The sequence below is a fragment of the Erythrobacter sanguineus genome (genome assembly GCF_900143235.1).
Classification (GTDB): Bacteria; Pseudomonadota; Alphaproteobacteria; order Sphingomonadales; family Sphingomonadaceae; genus Erythrobacter; species Erythrobacter sanguineus.
This window is the reverse complement of record NZ_FRDF01000004.1, coordinates 35506-56634: the sequence shown is the minus strand read 5'-3', so window position 1 is coordinate 56634 and position 21129 is coordinate 35506. Positions and strand designations below refer to the sequence as shown.

Annotated in this window: 16 protein-coding genes and 1 pseudogene; 12 read left to right on the top strand and 5 right to left on the bottom strand. The window is 64.7% G+C overall.

The features are described 5' to 3' along the window. Window positions 1–10: 10 nt before the first annotated feature. Window positions 11–742 carry a DUF1800 family protein gene (locus BUA05_RS15005; RefSeq protein ID WP_281247007.1) on the bottom strand — a complete coding sequence of 244 codons (732 nt, stop codon included), beginning with the start codon at window positions 740–742 and terminating at the stop codon, window positions 11–13. Between the two features lie 51 nt (window positions 743–793). Then, window positions 794–2752 carry an alkyl/aryl-sulfatase gene (locus tag BUA05_RS03895; RefSeq protein ID WP_158093681.1) on the bottom strand — a complete coding sequence of 653 codons (1959 nt, stop codon included), beginning with the start codon at window positions 2750–2752 and terminating at the stop codon, window positions 794–796. Between the two features lie 183 nt (window positions 2753–2935). Here BUA05_RS03895 and BUA05_RS03890 point away from each other — a divergent pair, with 183 nt between their 5' ends. Further along, a complete protein-coding gene (locus BUA05_RS03890; protein ID WP_072673516.1) occupies window positions 2936–3598 on the top strand; it encodes a DUF2490 domain-containing protein in 663 nt (220 codons plus the stop codon). 11 nt (window positions 3599–3609) lie between these two features. Here the strand turns inward: BUA05_RS03890 and BUA05_RS03885 are convergent, their stop codons facing one another. Both BUA05_RS03885 and BUA05_RS03880 read right to left on the bottom strand, forming a co-directional pair. Continuing rightward, window positions 3610–4968 (bottom strand): sigma-54-dependent transcriptional regulator, encoded by a 1359-nt coding sequence (locus tag BUA05_RS03885; RefSeq protein WP_245790076.1) that lies wholly within the window; start codon window positions 4966–4968, stop codon window positions 3610–3612. Then, a complete protein-coding gene (locus BUA05_RS03880) occupies window positions 4938–6620 on the bottom strand; it encodes a sensor histidine kinase (protein WP_072673354.1) in 1683 nt (560 codons plus the stop codon). The genes BUA05_RS03885 and BUA05_RS03880 overlap by 31 nt, the downstream gene beginning before the upstream one ends. Before the next feature lie 211 nt (window positions 6621–6831). Between BUA05_RS03880 and BUA05_RS03875 the strand changes: the two genes are divergently transcribed. The 7 genes and pseudogenes from BUA05_RS03875 to BUA05_RS14890 form a co-directional block, all read left to right on the top strand. Beyond that, the gene (locus tag BUA05_RS03875; RefSeq protein ID WP_072673353.1) at window positions 6832–8220 is read left to right on the top strand and encodes a dicarboxylate/amino acid:cation symporter; all 1389 of its coding nucleotides are present in this window, start codon (window positions 6832–6834) and stop codon (window positions 8218–8220) included. Beyond that, a complete protein-coding gene (locus tag BUA05_RS03870; protein WP_245790075.1) occupies window positions 8217–9179 on the top strand; it encodes an alpha/beta hydrolase in 963 nt (320 codons plus the stop codon). Before BUA05_RS03875 ends, BUA05_RS03870 begins: the two co-directional genes overlap by 4 nt. A gap of 2 nt (window positions 9180–9181) precedes the next feature. After that, complete coding sequence (locus tag BUA05_RS03865) at window positions 9182–12247, top strand: TonB-dependent receptor domain-containing protein (protein ID WP_084662458.1); 3066 nt, start codon at window positions 9182–9184, stop codon at window positions 12245–12247. Between the two features lie 229 nt (window positions 12248–12476). Further along, window positions 12477–13454 carry a M14 family metallopeptidase gene (locus BUA05_RS03860; RefSeq protein ID WP_245790079.1) on the top strand — a complete coding sequence of 326 codons (978 nt, stop codon included), beginning with the start codon at window positions 12477–12479 and terminating at the stop codon, window positions 13452–13454. A gap of 89 nt (window positions 13455–13543) precedes the next feature. Then, window positions 13544–14026 carry a (2Fe-2S)-binding protein gene (locus BUA05_RS03855; RefSeq protein WP_245790074.1) on the top strand — a complete coding sequence of 161 codons (483 nt, stop codon included), beginning with the start codon at window positions 13544–13546 and terminating at the stop codon, window positions 14024–14026. Further along, window positions 14026–16299, top strand: coding sequence for a xanthine dehydrogenase family protein molybdopterin-binding subunit (locus BUA05_RS03850; RefSeq protein WP_245790073.1), 2274 nt, complete (start codon window positions 14026–14028; stop codon window positions 16297–16299). The genes BUA05_RS03855 and BUA05_RS03850 overlap by 1 nt, the downstream gene beginning before the upstream one ends. A 16-nt stretch (window positions 16300–16315) precedes the next feature. After that, window positions 16316–16801 (top strand): annotated as a pseudogene (locus tag BUA05_RS14890) (nucleotidyltransferase family protein); the annotation flags it as partial. Between the two features lie 26 nt (window positions 16802–16827). Here BUA05_RS14890 and BUA05_RS03840 read toward each other — a convergent pair. After that, window positions 16828–17832 (bottom strand): XdhC family protein, encoded by a 1005-nt coding sequence (locus tag BUA05_RS03840; RefSeq protein ID WP_072673349.1) that lies wholly within the window; start codon window positions 17830–17832, stop codon window positions 16828–16830. A gap of 274 nt (window positions 17833–18106) precedes the next feature. On the opposite strand from BUA05_RS03840, the gene BUA05_RS03835 reads away from it, so the two are divergent. From BUA05_RS03835 to BUA05_RS03820, 4 genes are all read left to right on the top strand, one after another. Further along, on the top strand, window positions 18107–18697 hold the full coding sequence (locus tag BUA05_RS03835) for a helix-turn-helix transcriptional regulator (RefSeq protein ID WP_143150255.1): 591 nt from the start codon (window positions 18107–18109) through the stop codon (window positions 18695–18697). A gap of 197 nt (window positions 18698–18894) precedes the next feature. Further along, entirely contained in the window at window positions 18895–19431 is a 537-nt protein-coding gene (locus BUA05_RS03830; RefSeq protein ID WP_143150254.1) for a hypothetical protein, read from the top strand. Then, entirely contained in the window at window positions 19428–20030 is a 603-nt protein-coding gene (locus BUA05_RS03825; protein ID WP_072673346.1) for a hypothetical protein, read from the top strand. Before BUA05_RS03830 ends, BUA05_RS03825 begins: the two co-directional genes overlap by 4 nt. A 21-nt stretch (window positions 20031–20051) precedes the next feature. Then, a complete protein-coding gene (locus BUA05_RS03820; protein WP_072673345.1) occupies window positions 20052–21092 on the top strand; it encodes a hypothetical protein in 1041 nt (346 codons plus the stop codon). Window positions 21093–21129 lie beyond the last annotated feature (37 nt).

Here is a 21129-nt window from a genome sequence, read left to right as displayed (position 1 = left end):
GAGAGGCGGGTCAGGCCCGCACGATCCCGGCCAGTGGCCGGGTTGTCCGTCCCGGACAAAACCTTGCCATGGCGACCACCGGGTCAAGCCCCAGATGTTCGGCCACCGCGCCTGCCAGCACGCTTTCGAGCGCAATGGTCGGTGCAAGGTCGCGGCCTTGGTGGAGCTGGCCGGGAGTCAGCCACGGCCAGTCAGCCACCACGCGTTCGCCGCGCACGTTTCCGCCGACGACCAGCGCCTGCTCCGGCCCGCCTGCAGCATAGCGCCGTCGGAGGATCATGCGCGCGCCCGGCTCGTGCGCCAAAGCAACGAAGGCCGCGCCATTGGTCTGGTCTTCGGAAAAGCGCCCGATCCGCCCGATCCCCGGTATTGTCCAGCCCGTCAGCGCGCGGGCAAGTTCGGTCACGTCAGCCTGCGTGTATCCGCCGCCCACACCGAGCGTGTGCAGTTCGAGGAATTCGCGCGCGAGGTTCTCGTTCAGGCCGCCGCGTCCGCCCGCCTGTGCCGGACGCCGTCTGCGGCGCTGCTGGAACGGCGATAACGGCCCGGTCGACTGGAACTGGTCGAGATAGAGCAGCATCGCCGGGTGCAATGCTGCCGGCTTGAGCATGTCGGAAAAGCGGCCCAGCACATGCGGGCGGATCGCCATGAATTCGTGTGGCCCGACCTCGTACTGCGTCCCGCCTCTGCCATCGCCGGGTCGGCCATCTCCCGCATCTGCTCGCGCAGATCCCGCAGCAATTGCAGCATCTCGCCGGTCTTGCCACGGCTCGCGGCGCGCGTCGCGCCGTTTTCACGGCTCGACGATGGTATAACCCTGCGGCATCGGGTCGAGTGCGTCGATCAGGCGTTGCAGTGCGGCCGCATCGCCTTCGACCTCAAGCCCGGCGGCCTGCATCGCTGCAACCGGCTGTTTCAGGAACAGCAGCGCCAGCAGCAGCGCGCGCGGGCCGCGCACAGTGACCTGCGGCGTTTCCGGCAGCATCCCGACGCGCCCGATCAACACCCGGCCATTGGTTTCCAGCATCGCCTGTTCCGCGCGGTCAGTCAGCTCCAGTCCGATCATCAGGCGGCCTATGCCAAACCGTTCAGGCGCAAAGCGGGTGGCAGCGGAATCGAGCAGTTCCTGCGTGGCGACCCCGGCGATCAGATCGGTGCTCTGAGTCGCTGCGCTCCGGACGGTGCCTCCGCGCAGATCCCGCGCTGCGGCAAGGAACTGGTTGCGCCAGATCGCACTTTCGGACTGGTAGCCCTGCTGTTCGTAGCTTTCCGCCAGCAACATGCGCGCTGCCGTATTGTCCGGCTCAGCAAAGACGAGGTTCTGGAGCAGATCGGATGACCAGCGGTAATCTCCGCCCGCCATGGCAGTGCGGGCCAGCGCCAGCACCCGCTCGCCGCCGCCCAGCGCATCGACAAGCTTCGCGGCGCGCTCGGTCGGAGGGTGCGGGTGGAGGTTGGCAGGAACGGCATCATACCAGCCAAGATAGAACTGGTAGATCGCTTTGGCATTGTGGCTGTAGGTGCCGTAATAGCCGTGGGTCGACCATTCCTGCCCGAGATCGCTGGGCAGTGTTACCGCCTCGGCAATCTCGGCCATGGTCTCGCCGCGGTTCATCCGCCGCACGGTCTGATCGTGGAGATAGCGGTAATTGTCGCGCTGCGCCTCGAGCCATTTCGTGCCTTCCGCGCGCCCGAAGATGGGCCAGCAATGGCTCGAAATCACGTTGTCGCTTTTCGGGGCATAGCGTGTCGCCGCCTCGTCGAGATAATGCGCCCATGCCCGCGCATCGCGCACCTTCGCCCCGCGCGGGGTAAGGATGTTGTGCATCGTGCAAGTCGCGATCTCGGCGGCGAGAAAGGTCTTTTCGGGCGCGATGAAGACGTTGAACTCCGCCGGAGCCTCGGAACCCGAGACAATCTGGAATTCAAGCGCGACCCCGTCCACCACCCGTGTCTCGCCAGTCGCGCCAATGGTGGCGGTCGGCGCGATCAGCGACAGGGTCCCGCCCGAAACCGCCATGCCGATCCCGCTGCCCATCTGGCCCTTTGGCCCGGGCTCCATGCCGGTGGCGAACTGATAGGCTGCGCGCCGCAGCATTGCGCCGCCGGCCATGATGTTTTCCGACGTCGCCTCTTCCATGAAACTTTCAGGCGCGATCACAGCCACGCGGCCTTCCGCCGCATCCGCCGGGTCGATCACCCCGCGCACGCCGCCGAAATGGTCGGCATGGCTGTGCGAATAGATCACCGCGCTGACGGGGCGTGTCCCCAGCGTGGCGTTGATGAGCCCCATCGCCGCCCTAGCCGTCTCGACGCTGGTGAGCGGGTCGATCACGATCCATCCCGTCTCGCCCCGGATAATGGTCATGTTGGCAAGGTCGAAGCCGCGCACCTGCCACAGGTTATCGGTGACGCGGTAAAGCCCGTGATGCTTGAGATGGCGCATGTGCCGCCACAGGCTGGGGTGAACGCTGTCAGGGGCCGGGCCGTCGACAAAGCCGTAGGCATCAAGGTTCCAGACCGGATCGCCTGCCGCATTGCGGATGACCGGGTCGGGCAGGCTGGCAATGAATCCGCGGGTGGAGAATGCAGCATCGCGCGTGCCGTCAGCGGGAAGCGCGGCAGCGGCAGATTGCTGCGCGGCAATGGTCGCCTCTGACACGGGCGATGCCGTGTTTGCAGGTTGTGCATTCACACCGGTAGCCGCCAGTATCGCCAGCCCGGCGGCCGCACCCAAACCCGATTTGTTCATTGTTTTCTCTCCTCGTCCCACATTGCTGATGCCCGTGCCGGAAAACACATTCAAGCAATCTTGCAGGCCGAGCATCATCGGTTGACAGGCAGGAAGGCCAAGCGCGGGCTTATCACCAATGCCAATCTGCGGCATGTTACTCCCCATCTCGCGCCGTTCGGCTGGCATGACAAGGAGTTGCCGATGCGTCTGTTTCCGTGCGCCATCGCGGCCAGCCTGCTTGCTACACTCGCAGCTGCAACCGAGGATGATTTCAACATCTGGCTTGGCCAGTTCGTCACCATCAATGCCAGCGATGCCATCTTCGTGCGGGTCGAAGCGCAGGAACGCTTCACCAACGACGCTGGCCGGCTTGGCCAGTTGCTGCTGCGTTCGCTGGTGGCTTACCGGGTCGACAGGGATGCAAATATCGGGGCGGGCTATGCCTTCATCCTCACCGACCCGGTCGGGCCGGGGGCACTCAACGAACATCGCTTCTATCAGGAGCTCAATATCCGCCTGATCGGCACACAGGACGGCGTGACGCTGGATTCGCGCACCCGGCTCGAACAGCGCATGTTCGAGGAGCGCGGTGGCACTGCGTGGCGGTTGCGGCAGTTCGTGCAACTGCGTGCACCGATCAGCGCGGCGCTCAAGCTGGTCTCCTATAGTGAACCCTTCATCGAACTCGACCAAACCGGGGTGCAGCGCGGTGGCCTGTCATTATGGCGCAACTTTGTCGGGGTCTCGATACCGCTTGCCAGACGCGTGGAGCTGGTGCCGGGCTATCTCAACCAGCATGTCGTGCGCGCCGGGCCGGACCGCACGGATCATACGGCCAACGTCAACCTGTTCATGACGTTCTGAAGAACGCGGCTTCATCCCTGACGGAAATCACCGGGCCTGAGGTTGTGGCGCGCGAGCTTGTCGTAGATCGTCTTGCGCGGGGTCTGGAGCATGTCCTGCAGCCGCGTCACATCGCCTCGGCATTGCCGCAGCGCGTCGGCCAGAACGGTGCATTCGAAATCGGCAAGGATCTGTTGCAGGCTGCGTTGCCCCCCATCTGCCGCCGGGCCGGAATCAAGATCCGTCAGACCCAGCATGAAGGCGCGGGCATAGCCGTTGAGTTCGTGCAGGTTGCCTGGCCACGCGTGGGTCTGGACGTGCCGCCATTGCGCCTCGCCGATGGTGCGCGTCTCTTGCCCGAGTTCGCGCGCGTGCTGGATCACGAAATGGCGGAATATTTCGGGGATGTCTTCGCGCCGGGCGGCCAGCGGCGGCAACGCGATGCTGATGGCGCCAAGCTTGTGTTCGAGCGTATCAGCATGGAGGTCCGCGCCGTTCTCGTCAGCGCCCGGATGCCGGGCGATGATGATGCGCAAATTCAGCGGACGCGCGCGATCCGCCCCTATCGGCAGGACGTTGCGCTTTTCCAGCAGGGCCATCAGCCGCGTTCTGAGCTGCCCCGTCACGGCATCGATCCCGTCGAGAAAAAGGGTGCCGCCATTGGCGCGCTCTGCCAGTCCCGTGCGTGACAGGCCCGCACCCGGATCGCGCCCGAACAGCAGCAATTCGGCATCCTCGTGGGTGAGCACCTCGGCATCAATGGTGACGAAGGGGCGGGTGCGACGCGGGCCAAGGTCGTGGATCAGCCGCGCGGCGAAGCTCTTTCCGGTGCCCGCTTCGCCCGTCAGCACGATGTCGATCTCCGAGCGGGCGACAGCCTCGATCACCGAGCGCAGCTTTTGCGCCGCTGATGAGGTGCCGATGATCGCCGATCCGGCGCTGCGGCCCAGTTCCTCGCGCAGGCGCCGGTTTTCGAGCGCAAGCGCACGCCGTCCGGATGCGACCCGCACCGCGCGGATGAGATCGGCCGAGGAATAGGGCTTGGTCAGGAAATCGGCTGCGCCGTTCTTTAGCGCCTCGACCGCCATGGCGATGTCGCCATGCCCGGTCGTCAGGATCACCGGAAGTTCAGGATCAATGTCGCGCAGGCGGGCAAAGAACGCGAGACCATCCATCCCCGGCATGCGGATGTCGGTTACCACGATGCCGGGATGTTCCTCGCTCAGTGCCGCGAGCGCGCTGTGGGCGTCTTGAAAGGCGACCACGTCTGCGCCTTCGAGCATCAATGCCTGAGTGGTGGCATCGCGCAAGGCGGTGTCGTCCTCGACCAGCACGACATGCAGAGGGGCATCGGACGAAGTCATGCGGCGGGGATCATCATGGTGAAACATGCTCCTGTTTCGTTGTCTTCCAGCACCAGATCGCCGCCGATCCGGCCCATGATGTCGCGCGCAATCGCAAGGCCCAGCCCGATCCCCTCGGGCCGTCCGGTGATGAAGGGCTGGAACAGCGTGTCGCGCAGTTCGGTGGCAACACCCGGCCCGTCGTCGCTGACGCTGAGACGGACCTGCTGCCGGTCGGCCGCTACCGCGATGGTGATATGGCCGCCTGTCCCGCAAGCCTGAAGCGCGTTCTGAAGCAGGTTCACAAGCACCTGTTCGAGCTGCACATGCTGGGCGCGCACCATCACCGCCGCTTCGTCATGTTCAGGCAGTACGAGCGTGATGCCGCTTTGCCGGATCTGGTCGCGCAGCAGCAGCAGCGATCCCTCGATCACCTCGGTGAGCGGGATGTCCTTGGGCTCGCTTGGGGTGCGGCGGCTGAACTGGAGCGATTCTTCGGTGATCCGGCCGATCTTGTCCGCCAGCCCTGCGATCTTGTCGAAATTGCCCGCCGCCTCGTCCTTGCGGTCGGCAGCCAGCAAGCGCCCGCCGCTTTCGGCATAGACCCGCATTGCAGCGAGCGGCTGGCGGATTTCATGCCCCAGCCCCGCGGTGATCTGGCCGAGCGTGGCGAGCCGGTTGGCCTGCTGCAACTGCTCGCGCAAGGCGGCAGTCTGCGCCGCGACTTGCGCTGTCGCCCGCTCGCTGCGCTGGCGCAGCCAGATAAAGCCCCCCGCGCCCGCAAGGCCCAGCAGCGCCAGGCCGAGCACGCCGGCAAGCCTGCCATTGGCAATCGCTGTCGACAGGCGCGGGGCCGGGTCGGCGAGCAGATGCAGTTCCCAGCCGACCGGCGCAATTGGCTGGATTTTCTCGATCATCCTGATCCGCGAAGTGGCAGGGCCAGCCCATGGCAGCGCCAGCGTCTCGATCTGCGCGATACCGAAGCGCATTGCATCGCGGGCCGGATCGCGCGCCGGACGTGCGCCAGCGGCGGTTTCCGCCTCTGCCGCCCGAAACCGCCAGTCGGGATTGCTGGCGAGCAGCACGATTCCGTCCAGGTCGGTCACGAACACCCCGTCTTCGGCATCGCGCCATTTGCGTTCAAGGCTGTCAAATTCGACCTTTACGGCCACCACCCCGAGCGGGCGGTCGGCCGGGCCGACCCGTTCTGCAAGATACAGGCCGGGGCGTCGGCTGACGGTGCCGAGCGCGAATTCGGTATGGGTGCCATCGCGCAGCGCCCCGGCAAAATAGTCGCGAAAGCCGTACTCCGATCCGACGAAGCTGTCTGGCCGGTCCCAGTTGCTGGCTGCCAGCGTGAGCCCGTCTGCATCCATCAGATAGATCGCTGCCGCATTGGTTTGCCGTGCCAGCGCGGCAAGGCGGCGATTGAGCACACTGCGCTCGCTGCGGTCGCCAGCCAGCAATGTGCCGACCTCGGGGTCGACCGCCAAGACCCGCGGCACGAGGCTGAACTTGTTGAGCTCGCTCTCCAGCCCGGCCGCGAGGATGGCTGCCTGACTGGTTGCTGCGGTGCGGGTTTCTGCAAGTGCGCTCACCCGCATCGCCCGGTCGAGCCCGAGCATCGCAAGCGCACCGATTAGCAAGGCAGCCACCAGCGCGATCAGCAGCAGATGCCAGCGGCCCAGCCTGTGTCCCATGATGCCTGCGGTGCTCCTCTGGGATGTGCTTGTGCGCTTTTCCGCATTCCGGGCAAGAAATTTGTGCGGATATTCGCACAGGAATGGCGCGCGATCCCGCTAATCCTTTGAATATGCGAACCGCCGATTCTGTGGGTGATTTGCTTGCGAGCACGGCCTTGTGGCCCGATTCTGGGGGTTGAGAGACAGGATCCGGGGAAACCAGCGACCAATGGGCGCGCACGCAGCCATCACACCGGGGGCCATTGCCCTGCCGGCGAAGAAGCCGCTCTATCGCCAGCTTTATGTGCAGGTGTTGGCGGCGATCTTCGTCGGCGCGCTGATCGGCCACCTCGCGCCTGAGGCTGGCACGGCATTGAAGCCGCTGGGCGATGGCTTCATCAAGCTGGTCAAGATGATCATCGCGCCGGTGATCTTCCTCACCGTTGCCACTGGCATTGCCGGGATGAGCGACATGAAGCAGGTCGGCAGCGTCGCGGGCAAGGCCTTTGCCTATTTCCTGTTCTTTTCCACGCTGGCGCTGATCATCGGGCTGATCGTTGCCAATGTCGTCCGTCCGGGTGAAGGGCTGAACATTGATCCGGCCACGCTCGATACTGCCGCAGTCGAAGGCTATGCCAAGACTGCCGAGGCGCAGTCGATCAGCGGATTTCTGCTCAATATCATTCCCGAAACCCTGTTCAGCGCGGTGACGGACGGCAACATCCTGCAAGTGCTGCTGGTCGCCATCCTCGCCGGCGTCGCGATTGCCGCGACCCGCCCGCACAGCGATCTGGTGATGGACGTGCTGTCGTCCTTCAGCGAGGTGGTGTTCAAGCTGGTCCACATGCTGATGAAGTTCGCGCCGATCGGGGCCTTCGGCGCGATTGCCTTTACCATCGGCGAATTCGGATTGGGCTCGCTCGCCAACCTCGCGGCGCTGATCGCGACCTTCTACGTGACCTCGCTGCTGTTCGTTCTGGTGGTGCTGGGGGTGGTCGGTTACCTCACCGGCTTCTCGATCTTCGCCTTGATCCGCTATCTGCGCGAGGAACTGCTGCTGGTGCTGGGCACGTCATCCTCCGAGGCCGCGCTGCCGAGCCTGATGGAGAAGATGGAAATTGCCGGTTGCCGCAAGGCGGTGGTCGGGATGGTGGTGCCGACCGGCTATTCCTTCAATCTCGACGGCACCAATATTTACATGACGCTGGCCGCGCTGTTCATCGCGCAGGCGCTGGGGATCGACCTTTCGTTGTCGGAACAGCTCGCGCTGGTGCTGGTGGCGATGATCAGTTCCAAGGGCGCGGCGGGTGTGACGGGGGCGGGCTTCGTGATCCTTGCCGCCACGCTGTCGGTGGTGCCGAGCGTGCCGGTGGCGGGGATGGCGCTGATCCTGGGCATCGACCGGTTCATGAGCGAATGCCGCGCGATCACCAATTTCATCGGCAATGCGGTGGCGACGATCGTGGTGGCGCGGTGGGAGAACGCGCTCGATCGCGAGCGGCTGGCGGCGGCGATGGCGGGCATCCCCATGCCGCTGCCCGAGGAAGACATCGAACGCCACGAACGCAGCGGCCCGGTGAGCGAGAAGATCGCAGAAATGCTGGAGAAGACCCCGTGATCCCTCGTCGTCATCTGCTGGCGCATGGAGTTCTGCTGACCATGCTGGCCGGAGCCTGGCCGCTTGTGCCGCTTGCCGCCGCGCAAGGCACCCCTGAAGAAATCCTGCTGTGGCCGGGCCGTGCGCCTGCCAATGGCAACGTCACAGGGCCTGAGGTGCTGGGCGACAAGGGCGGTGCCTATGGTGCGGTGTGGAACATTTCCACCCCGCGCATGCGTGTCTATCGCCCGGCCAAGCCCAATGGCGCGGCGGTGCTGGTGGCGGGCGGAGGCGGCTATTTCCGCATCCAGCTGTGGAAGGAAAGCACCCCGGCCGCCGAATGGCTGCAGGCGCGCGGCTTCACCGTGTTCGAACTGATCTATCGCCTGCCCAATGATGGCTGGGATTCCACCGCTCCGTTCATGGATGCACAGCGGGCGATGAAGATTATCCGCAGCCGTGCGAGCGAATTCAGCCTCGATCCCGCAAAGATCGGAATCATGGGCTTTTCCGCAGGCGGCCATCTTGCAGGCTTCACCGCCTATCAGCCCGACCGCGCGCTTTACGCCGGGGCCGATGCTTACGAAAAAGCCTCGGCGCGGCCCGATTTCGCGGTGCTGCTGTTTCCGGTCGTGACCCTGCGCAGGCCCTATGACAACACCCGCACCCGGCGCGAGATCGTGGGTGACAAGGCCAGCACCAAGGCCGAGACCGAATGGTCGCTCGATACCCATGCGGACAAGCACGCGCCGCCCACCATCATCTTTGCCGCCGCCGACGATGCGATCACGCCGCCGGGCCATGGCATTTTATTGTTCGAGAAACTGGTCGCCGCCGGGGCGAGCGCGGAGCTGCACATGTTCCGCGACGGCGGGCACGGCTGGGGTCTCGGCAAACCCGATCAGGTCATCAGCCAATGGCCTGCGCTGTTCGAGCACTGGGCGCGCTCGATTGAAATTATTGAAAAACAGGGAGAATGAATATGTCGACACGGCTTCTGGGCAGGCTTGCTCTGATGTGCGGTGGCAGCCTGATCGCCGCCACCGCGGTTAACGCGCAGGATAATGCCGCGCCAGATGCAGCTGCGGAGGTAACCACTGACGCGCCGCGGCTGGAGCGCGAGATCATCGTCACCGGCACCCAGATCCAGGGTGCCAAGATCAACGATGTGTTGCCGGTGACCGTTGTCGACGAGATCGACATCCAGAACATCGCCGGGGCATCGGGTGATGATCTGTTCCGCGCCATTCCGCAGGCGGGCGGCGTCGCGTTCAACGAACAGAACGATGTGTCCCAGAACAACGCCCGCGGCGATGTCGCCTCGATCAACCTGCGCGATCTTGGCACCGGCAACACGCTGGTGCTGATCAACGGGCGGCGCATGGTGCTGAGCCCCGGCTTCCAGACCGAGCTGCTGGTGCCTGTGGTCAGCGCGGATGCCAATGAAATCGCGCCGGGCAGCGTCCGGCGGCTCGAAGTGCTGCGCGACGGCGCTTCGGCGATCTACGGCGCAGACGCAGTGGCCGGCGTGGTCAACACCGTGCTGCGCGGCAACCGCAAGGGCGGGTTTGTCGAGGCGGAATGGCGCGGGTCGGAAGGTACCAGCCTTTACAGCACCATCTTCAACGGCGGCTATGGCTTCGACTTCGCCGAAGGGCGCGCAAACCTCACATTCTATGGCAGCTATTTCCACGAAAATGGCATGCCGTCTTCCGAGCGTCCCTATTCCGCCGATGACAATCGGCTCCCGCTGGTGGAGGGCACCGATTTCGAGGGTGATACGCAGTTCAACAACCGCAACACCTTTGGCCCGTTCGGCCAGTTCGACATTCAGGCGCCCAACAACGCCACGCCGATCCGCGATGACGACTTCTATCTGCAGCCATCCAGCTTTCCCGGCTGCCGGCTCGATTTCGGCGATGGCCTGTGCGCCCGTAACGGCACCACGCCGACGCCCGATGTGCGTTATAACCGCGCCTTCGGCACCACGCTGATCAGCGAAAAGACCCGCTACAACGCAGCCGCATTGTTCAGTTACGAACTCTCCAACAGCCTTGAGGCCTATTTCGAAGGCACCTATTTCCGTTCGGAAAGCAGCCGCAACATTACCCCCGCAGCGATCCTCAGTGCGGTGCCGGTGGGGATTTCGCGCAATGCCTACTGGAACCCCTTCGGTGCGACGACGCTGCCGGACGGAACGGCCAATCCCAACCGTCTGGCGGGCACCAGCATTCCCGCTGGCGGCGCGGACCTTATCATGGAACGTTACCGCTTCGTCGATGTCGGCCCCCGCACCGTGGATGTCGACAAGGACACCTATCGCCTCGTCGGCGGCCTGCGCGGCAATTTCGGCGCGTGGGATTTCGACACCGGCTTCGTCTATTCCGAAGCCAAGCTGACCGACCTCGAAGGCAACCGCGTCTCGCTGACGCTGATGCAGGAGGCGATCAACCGTTCGACACCCGATGCCTATAACCCCTTCAATGGCGGCTGCGTGACCGGTGATCCGGGTCAGGGCGATTGCACCCCCAACCCGCAAAGCGTGATCGATCCCTTCGTCATCGACGTGTTCCGCCGCGGCGGCACCACCCTTGCGTTGGCAGATTTCAAGGTCAGCAACAGCAGCCTGCTCGCGCTGCCCGGCGGCGATGTCGGGATTGCGGCGGGGATTGAATGGCGGCGCGAAACCTTCTTCGACGATCGCGACCCGCGGCTTGATGGCACCATCACATGGACCGACAGCGTCACCGGCGTGTTCAACGAAAGCGACGTGGCGGGCACCAGCCCCTCGCCCGATACCAGCGGCGCGCGGCAGGTCTGGTCGGCCTTTGCCGAAGCCTTTGTCCCGCTGGTGAGCGAGGATATGGATATCCCGCTGATCGAGTCACTGAATCTCCAGCTGGCGGGCCGGATGGAGCATTTTGCCGACATCAACGAAACCGCCGTGGTCCCGCGCGTTGCGGCCTCGTGGATGGTGATCCCCGGGATCAGTTTCCGCGGTGCCTGGTCGCAAGGTTTCCGGGCGCCGAACCTCGTTCAGGTCAATGACGCCGGCACCACCCGTTCCAACACCCGCGATGATTTCGTGATCTGTCAGGCACAGGTTGAAAAGGGCATCATCGATGATCTCGGCGTGTGTCCGGGGGCGGGCGTGATCAGCTTCCGTTCGGGCACCGACCAGCTCGAACCGGAGGACAGCACCAGCATCAACCTCGGCCTCGTGCTCGAACCGAGGTTCCTGCCCGGCCTGACGCTGACGGCGGATTACTGGCGCGTGAAGCAGCGCGGGCTGGTGGGCACCTTCGGGGATGACAATGCGATCGCGCTCGATCTGCTGCGGCGGCTCACGGGCGGCGTCAACCCCAACGTGGTCCGCGCCGCTCCGACCCAGGAAGAGATCGACCTGTTCGCCGGGACCAGCCTTTCTCCGGCGGGCGAGATCTTGTTTGTGGACGATCCCTATCTCAACCTCGACAGCCGTGTTTCGAAGGGCTGGGATTTCGGTCTGCTCTACAACGTCCCCGATTTCGGCATCGGCAAGTTCCGTCTGCGCTTCAACGCGGCGCGTCTGGACAGCTTCGTCCAGTCAGCCGGCCCTGATGCGCAGGAACTGATCGATGGGGTTGCCAGCGGGGTTCTGCCACCAGAAGTCGTGGTTGGCGGACTTGGCGAAGTGCTCGAGCTCGACGGACGGCCCAAGTGGCGCTTCAGCGGATCGGTCAACTGGGATACCGGGCCGGTCGACCTGTCGCTTTTCGCGAATTACGTCGGCGAGGTCTGGAACACCAGCGTGACCCGTGACAACCCGATCGTGTCGGATAATCCCAACGCGAACTTATTCCGGGTGAATGATTTCCTTACCATCAATGCCGCGGTCGCCTATACCATCGACAATGACACCGCGCTTGATGGTACCCGCCTGCGGTTCGGCATCAACAACCTGTTCGACAAGGATCCGCCGCTGGCTGATGAAACCTATGGTTACCTCAGCGCGCTGCACACGCCGCGCGGGCGGGTGTTCCGGGTCGAACTGCGCAAGCCGTTCTGATGCGGAGTGCGGCGCGGTGGTGAGGCACTGGCCTGTCATTGCCAGCCTTGTCATGGCAACGGGGGCGTGCGCGCATGCGCCGTCCCCCGCGCCGCCCCCGACTACGGCTGCGCCGGCCAGTCCGGCAACGGGAGAGTGCCGAACCGCGTCGGCCAGCCTCCATTTCGATTTCCCAGGCGCGTCGGCTTCGGCCTGCGCGGTCACCGGGGAGCGGGAATTCACCTTGCTGGTGACCCCCGAACATGCGCCCCCGATCAATCCCAGCCCGTGGTATGCATTTCGCTACGAGGCCGAAGGCAGCGCTCCGGTCACCGTGATATTGCGCTATCTCGGCGGGCGCCACCGCTATGCGCCCAAATATCATGACGGCAGCACATGGCGCGATCTGCCGGTCGAGCCGGGTGAAACGGACATGGCGGCAAAGCTGCACCTGCCACCGGGCAAGGCGCTGATTGCCGCGCAGGAGATCATCACGCCGGGCGATGCCCGTGCCGACCTTCAACGCTGGAGCGGGGCAACCGGATCGCCGGTCTTCACGCTCGGCCATTCGCATGATGGGCGCGCGGTGGAGGCGATCCGGCTGGGCCGCGCCGATGCGCCGCGGTTGGTGGTGCTGCTCGGCCGTCAGCATCCTCCAGAAGTCACCGGGGCAATCGCCATGCAGGCCTTTGTTGATCAACTGGTCGCGATGATCGGGGGCAATGCGAAGGAAACCGGCGACCTGCAGTTCCTGATCGTGCCGATGCTCAACCCCGACGGCGCGGCGCGCGGCCACTGGCGCGCCAATCGCGGCGCGGTGGATATCAATCGCGATTGGGGGCCCTTCACCCAGCCTGAAACCCGCAGCGTCAAGACGTGGCTCGATGCCTTGCCGCAGGGCGTGCGCCCGGTTCTGATGGTGGATTTCCATTCGACCCGCAGCAACCTGTTCTACGTACAGGGTGATGAGGCAAGCCCGCAGCAGCGGCGTTTTCGGGCGGCATGGCTGGATGGCCGCGAGACGGCCTTTGCCAGCTACCCCTTCACGATCGAACCGCGCAACGCCAATCCGGGCAGCGGCACGGCCAAGAACTGGTTTCACGCCACCTATGCGATCCCCGCCTATACCTACGAGGTCGCCGACGACGCTGATCGGGATGGAGCACGCAGCGCGGCCATGGCGCTTGCATCTGCCTTGCCTGCCGCCCTTGCAGCGATGGAACGCTAGCGCCTCGCACCTTCGTCGTCTTTCCCATGGCCTGCGGGGCAACGGGTTGCTATACACAACCCATTCGAGGAAACGGGGAGTTCTGCGCAGTGGCAATTGCCTTTACGGTCAATGGCAAAGGGGTGAGCGTCGAGGCCGAGGCCGATACGCCGCTGCTGTGGGTGCTGCGTGAGGATCTGGCGCTTACCGGCACCAAGTTCGGCTGCGGGATCGCCGCCTGCGGGGCCTGTTCGGTCCATGTCGACGGGGCGTTGACCCGTTCGTGCAGCGTCCCCGTCAGCGAGATTGCGGGCAGGGCGGTGACCACCATCGAAGGGCTGAAGGGCGCAGACGGCACGCTCCACAAGGTGCAGCAGGCCTGGATCGATGCGCAGGTCCCGCAATGCGGATATTGCCAATCGGGCCAGATCATGGCCGCGGTCGCCCTGATCGAGCGCAATGGCACGCCGTCCGATGCCCAGATCGACGAGGCGATGACCAATATCTGCCGCTGCGGCACCTATCCGCGTATTCGCACGGCGATCCTCGCCGCAACCGGCAGCGCCGCTGCGGCCGTGCAGGGAGAGGCATGATGGCCGACAATCCCAATCCCGACATCGAAGAGACCGAAGCCGCCGCCGCGCCCATAGCGCCGGTAAAGAAGAAGGGCGTCAAGCGGCGCATCTTCCTGGTCGGATCGGCGCTGCTGGTGGGCGGCGGCGCGTTCGGCCTGTACTGGGCCGACAGCAGCGCGCGTGCCCGGGCCAAGGCGCTCACCACCGCAGAGGGCGAGCACAATTTCCTGACCTGGATGAAGATTGCCGAGGATGACACGGTCACGGTGTTCTCTCCGCATATCGACATGGGGCAGGGCACGCACACGGCGCTGGGCCTGATGCTGGCCGACGAACTCGATGCCGCGTGGGACAAGGTCAAGGTCGAACAGGCGCCGTCTGATGTGGCCTTTTCCAACACCGCGCTGGTGCAGAGCTTCCTCGGCGAAATGAGCGGCTATCCCGGTGTCATCAACGCGTTGCCGGTGGCGGTGATCGGGATGTTGACGCGGTCGCAGAAGATCCAGATTACCGGCGGTTCGTCGGCGGTGCGCTTTACCGGCCAAGGCGGGATGCGCGTTGTCGGCGCGGCCGTGCGGCTCGCACTGATCGAGGAGGCGGCGAGCCGGCTGGGCGTGCCTGCGGGCGAATTGACCACGGCTGACAGCGTGGTGACGCATGCCGCATCGGGCCGCAGCTTGCGCTATGGCGAACTGGCGGCAGGCGCGGCGGAACGCTCGCTCACCCGCGATCCGGTGCTCAAATCGCGCAAGGATTACAAGCTGATCGGCAAGCCCGTGACCCGGCTCGACATCCCGGCCAAGGTCGATGGAAGCGCGGTTTATGGCATCGACTTCACCCTGCCTGACATGCGCGTGGCGACCATCGCGGCGGCGCCGGTGCGCGGCGGCAAGCTCGAATCCGTCGACGAGGCGCCCGCGCTGGCCATGCCGGGGGTTGAGAAAGTGGTGACGCTGGACGACGCGGTGATCGTCGTTGCCAAGGGATACTGGCAGGCCTTGAAGGGCCTCAATGCGCTCTCGCCCAAGTTCACCGATGGCGGTCATGGTGCGATGTCGACTGCGGCGATCTACGCTGCGCAGGACAAGCTGCGCGAAGCGGGCAAGCCCGATGGCGAAGCGGGCGCGGGTGATGTCGATGCGGCGTTGATGGCGGCGGGCGACAAGACCATCACCGCCGATTTCCGCGTTCCTTTCTTGCACCATGCGATGATGGAGCCCTTCGCGCTCACGGCCCATTTCAAGGATGGCAAACTGCACCTGTGGGGCGGGTTGCAGGACCCGATCGGTGCGCGTGATCGCGCAGCCGCGGCTGCGGGGCTGGAGATGGATGATGTGATCTTCAATCCGATGATCATGGGCGGCGGCTTTGGTCGGCGGTTTCCGGGCGTGACCGAAATCATCGATCAGGTCACGGTGCTGGCCATGCAGGTGCCCTATCCGGTCAAGCTGATCTGGAGCCGCGAGGAAGAGGTCCGCCATGGTACCTATCGTGCGCAATCCTCGGCCCGGCTGTCGGCCACGCTCGGCGATGATGGCCGGATCGCGGCATGGCGCACCGATTACGTTCAGGGTGACAATTCCGAAAGCGAGGCGGGCTTCATCTATCAAGTCCCGGCCACTTCGCGCCGCCATTTCGGTTACACCTCGAACCAGATCGACGGCCCGTGGCGTTCGGTCAATTCAACCCAGATCGGCTTTTACAACGAAAGCTTCATCGACGAGCTGGCCGATGCCGCGGGCGAAGATCCTTACCAGTTCCGCCGCAAACATCTGCCCGAAGGTTCGCGCCACCAGAAGGTGCTTGACGCCGTGGCCGAACGGTCAGGCTGGGGTGCGCCCTTGCCCGAAGGGGCCGGGCGCGGGATCGCGATTGTCGAAAGCTTCGGCACAATCGTGGCCGAAGTGATCGAAGCGACGGTCAAGGACGACGGCAGCCCGAAGGTGCTCAAGGCCTGGGCGGTGGTCGATTGCGGCACAACGGTGAACCCGATCAACGCCGAAGCGCAGATTGCAGGCGGCATGATCATGGGGCTCTCGTCAGCCATCGGCGAGGCCATCACGCTGGAAAAGGGCGCGGTGGTTGAAAGCAATTTCAACGATTACAATCTGTTGAAGCTGGTCGATGCCCCGCCAATGATCGATGTCCACTTCATCGAAAGCGATGCGGCGATGGGCGGGATTGGCGAACCCGGCGTGCCGCCGGCCTCGGCCGCGCTAGCCAATGCGCTGTTCGCGGCGACCGGAAAGCGTATCCGCGCCCTGCCTTTGCTGACGCAGGCGAAGGCCTGATCACCGGACGCGCACCATGACCCTTGAAGGCTGGGGTGCACTGGTGCTCGCGGCAGGAGCTGGGCGGCGTTTCGGCGGAGGCAAACTGCTCGCGCTGCTCGGCGGCGTTCCGGTGATCCGCCGCACGCTCGACATGGTGCTCACGGCAGGGTTCGGTGAGGTGGTGGTTGCCGTCGGCGCCGATCACGAAGCGGTTGCGGGCGCGGTTCAAGGCCTGGCGTGCCAGATCGTGTCAACGCCTGACTGGGAGGATGGCATGGCCGCCTCGCTGCACACCGGCCTTGCGGCGCTTGCCGAGCCGGGGAAGGGCCTATTCGTGTTCCTTGGCGATATGCCGCTGGTGCCGGTTCACCTGTGCCCGGCGCTCGCCGGCATGGCAGAAGAAGCAGGCTATGCTGCCCGTCCGCGCGTGGGCGGCAGGCCCGGCCATCCGGTCGCCTTTGCTCCAGCGGCGCTGCCCGATCTGGCGCGGCTGACGGGCGATCAGGGCGCGACCGGATTGCTCAATCGGCGTAGCGCAGGGGTGGCCTATCTCGATACTGATGCGATGGGCGCGGTGCTGGATATCGACAATCGTTCAGATCTCTCCGCTGCCGAGCGGGCGTGGAAGGCGCACGCCACCTGTGCCACCAGCGACAGCGCGATGTCGCGCGGAGCCTTGCCGAAGCCGTGAAGCCCGATCGGCGCGTGGAGCCGGGCAATGTCTGCCTCGCTCACCCCGTGGCCGCGAAGCTTGGCTATGCGCGCCTCAAGCCGCGCCCTTGCGCCGATCGCGCCGACATGGAACGCATCCGAAACCAGCGCAGCGGCCAGTCCGCGCTCGTCATCCTCGCGATCATGCGAAAGCACCGCGATCGCGGTCCAGCGGTCGATGCCGATCGCAGCAAGTGCCTCAGGGGCAGCAGCGCGGTGATAGGCAATCCCGGGAAAGGGCGGCTGATCGGGGCCACCCGGCGTGATCAGCACCGCCTCCATGCCCGCCTGCACGGCCATCGCCGCAGCGGCCAATGCGGTTCCATCTTCGCCGATCAGGACAAGGCGCGGGACGGGCTCGAACAGTCTGGCATAGTGTGCGCCATCCCATGCGAAAGCCGGTGCATCGCCGCCAGCCACCACATTGCGGGTTGCGCCATCACTCTGCCACAGCACCGGACGGCGCGTGACATGGCTGTCCAGCAGGGATGCCACCGCCTGATCTGTGGCCGCGACCGGTTCGACCAGCACCGTGATCCCGCTGCCGCAGGCAAGTTTGATGTCGATCCACGGGCTGCCCTCGCCATAGCGCAGCCGCCGCGCTGCGCCCGCCGCCATGGCCTCGCGTCCATGGCGGGCGACATCGGCTTCGATGCAGCCGCCCGAAAGGAAACCCCAATAGTCATCGGCGCTGATCAGCATCTGCGCGCCCGGATCGCGCGGGGCGGAACCTGAAATCTCGACCAGTGTGGCGATTGCGCAAACCTCTGCGCGCTGCTGCACATCGGCCAGCGGCACCCTGATATCGTCAATCTGGCCCGCCAGACGCCAAGTGGTCATCGGTTGTTGGTTCCCTGCTGCCGCGCGACATTAGAAGCCCAAAGCAATTGCGGCAATCGCAAGCCGGAGCCTGCGGCACAAGGCCGTTCTGCGATCCGGACGCATCTCCGCCTCCGCGTCTGACCTGCAACAAAGAGAGACGCGACAGGGCCTATCGGGAAGTTTGCGGATGGCCGATCCTTGCGAAATTCAGGCATTTCCAAGGTGCATCGTTCAAGCCGTGTCCGCTGCGCGTTAGCGGATGGCGGCCAGCAGCCAATCGCAGGGGACCCAGATGACCACCGCCCACAAGACCAGTTCGCATTCAGCAACAAGCCCCGAAGTCGCATCCCTGCTCGACTGCCTGACGCGCCTCGATGGCAAGGCGCGCGTGATCGTTGATCGCGGCGGCAAGGTGCAGGCGAGCTCGCGCAATCCGCTGCCCCAGGCAAGCGAGGCGGAATGGGACCGTGCCAGAACCCTGTGGCCCGATGGCCAGGGTGCGGCCCGCGCGGGAACCATTGCGCGGCTGCTGGCGGTGCGCGGCGATGAGACCGAGATTGCCGTCATGGAGCCGCCAGCTGGCGGCCCGCCTCTGCTGGTGCGGGCAGCGGCGGTGGACGAAGAGCATGTGTGCCTCGTGCTCGCCATCCCCGGACATAATGGATTGCCGCGCATTGCCGACCTGCAGAAGCTGTTCGGCCTAACGGATTGCGAGGCACGGATCGTTGCCGACCTGATGGAGGGCCGCGCACCGCAGGCGATTGCGAAAAAGCGCAGCAACTCGATCCACACGATACGGGCGCATATCCGCCAGTGTCATCAGAAGATTGGCGTCAAAACCAAAGAAGAAATGTTCAGCAGAATAACAAGTTTCTGCATATAGAAAATTTTGACTAGCCAATAATCGCGATGGACGAAATTTATATTGTCATGATGCAATAGTTAAATTTTGTTTAGTATAAAACCGTATTTTTGAAACCCTGCATTTCATCGATCCTTACAGACAATCAATGGCCGCATAAGTTTTTGGATGCGAACATTATTTTCGCTTGCCCGATCTGGCAGGCAACAGGAGGGATCATGCCACAGGCCCATTGCGCCGCTGCACATCGACTGGCTTCGGGATTGGTGCCGGGATTGGTGCCGGGATTGGTACCGGGATTGGTGGTGGCCGTGCTGTCTGTCGGCCTTGCGCAACCGGTGCTTGCCGGTGATCAGGCCGCGTCAACCCTTCCCGCGCCGGCTCCCGCCAAGGAAGGCGAGATCATTTATGCCCGCGATGTGGGCCACGCCATTGGCGATCCGCATTTTCCCGGCAGAAGCCATGCGACGGTGACGGCGCCGACCGGGGCCATCACCGGCACCATCGCGCTCGGCCTTGCTCCCTTGACCGATAGCGAGACATCGCGCGTCACCAGTTCGCTGCCGCTGACAGCACCGCTGGCCGCGATGTCGGACTTCGCGCCGCTCGGCGGGGGTGCGCAGCCATCGCAGACGGGCGCGCTTGTCGCCTCTGAAACTGCGAGTCTTTCAGGCGGTTCGGCCATCGGTCAGGCAATGGGGGCGCTGTCAGGCGCGCTTGGCAGCCTCTCGGCCATTACCGGAGGTCGCCCGTGAGCCGTCTCGCGCTGATTGCGCTCGCTGCGGGACTGGTCTTGCCGCCGGGCAGCCTTGCCGCAGAAGCCGGCGAACAGCCGGTTGACAAGGTGATCCTGACCGGCGGCGAGGGCGCAGGCCATAGCGGGCGGCTAGCTGTCAACATCGTGGCGGGAAACCGCAACCAGCAGGTATCAAGCGCGGTTATCGCGATCGGCGATGTGGCTCTTGGTCAAGACCGGATCGTCCAGCACGCCGATGCGGGCAGCGCCGATCGCGCCACCCGGATCGTGCTCGGGCCGGGGGCATTTTCGGGGCTTTCGGGCCTTGCCAGTATCAACATCACGGCCGGAACCCACAACCAGTCTGCCAATCTGGCGGCGCTGGTGATCGGCCAGGCGGGCGCGCTGACGGACCAGCAGCTCCAGCAAACGCGCGCGCCGATCGAACCATCCGGGGGCACGGCACTCGCCGCGACCGGGCCGAACGACCTCATCGCCATTGACGATGATGCCTTCGGTCAGGGCAGCGGCGTGTTCCAGGCCAACCTGATTGGTGGCGAGAGGAATTCCTCTGCCAACACCTTCTCGCTGACCGTGACGGCCAGCGGGCAACCCTGAGGTAAATGAAGGAGAAGTGAGATGAAAAAGCTATTGCTTGCAACCACGGCGGCCGCAGCATTCGTTGCCATGCCCGCCATGGCGCAGAACCACAACGGAGCGCCGCTCGATGTCGAGGTCGATGCCAGTGTCGACATTGAATACAGCAACAACATCGACACCAGCCTCACCACCGATGCGACCTTCGTCAAGCTGGTCGGCATTCTCGGCGGTGCCTTTGTCACCGGCGAAATCGCGGTCGACAGCGCGGCGGTGGCGATCACCGATGCCAAGCAGCTGCTGCAAGGTGTTGCCGTCACGTATCGTGAGGAGAACGAGCTCAACGGCGAGAACGGCTATGTCGATCCGGTGTTCGGCCCGGGCTGGAGCGAAGCGGGCAATGACCCGAATGACGGCCTGATCGATGGCGTGCTCGAACCGCAGATCCGGGCTGGCTATTTCGCCCCGGTGATCAACACGGTCGATAGCTTCGCGATCGATTCCTCGGGCAATACCGGGATCAACCTGGCTGCCGGCTACTTCAACATGCAGATGAACTCGGCAACGCTGGCGACCTCGAGCAATGCTTCGGATGATGCCGTTGGCGGCTGGTCGGAAGCTTCGACCACCGCGTTCCAGTCGCAGCTCGGCGTGAGCCAGCAGGGAACGCCGGGCTTCACCTCGCCGGGCGATGATCCCGAATTGGGCGGTGACAATAACAACTTCCGCGACCGCAATTCGGTGCTTGGCGGGACGATCGCCGGTTCGGGCAATATCGGTGTCAACGCAGCGGCGGGTAGCCTCAACCAGCAGGCCAACCTGATGACCCTCGCGGTGGCGAACGATACGACCCTCGCCGAAGCCAATGCCGGGCTGATCCAGACCTCGACCCTGAGCTTTGTCGAGCAGCAGGACAGCCAGAATCTGGTCACCGGCCTGGTGATCGACGGCACCTCGGGCAACGTCGGGGTGAACTTCGCCTCGGGCGTGGGCAACCAGCAGCTCAATGCTCTGACCATCGCCTCCTCGGCGGGCGGTGCGCCTGCCAATGGCGGCGGGACCGGCGGCGGCGATCCGGACTGATCGTCGTCAGGCTACGGGCTTCCGCCACATTGCGACC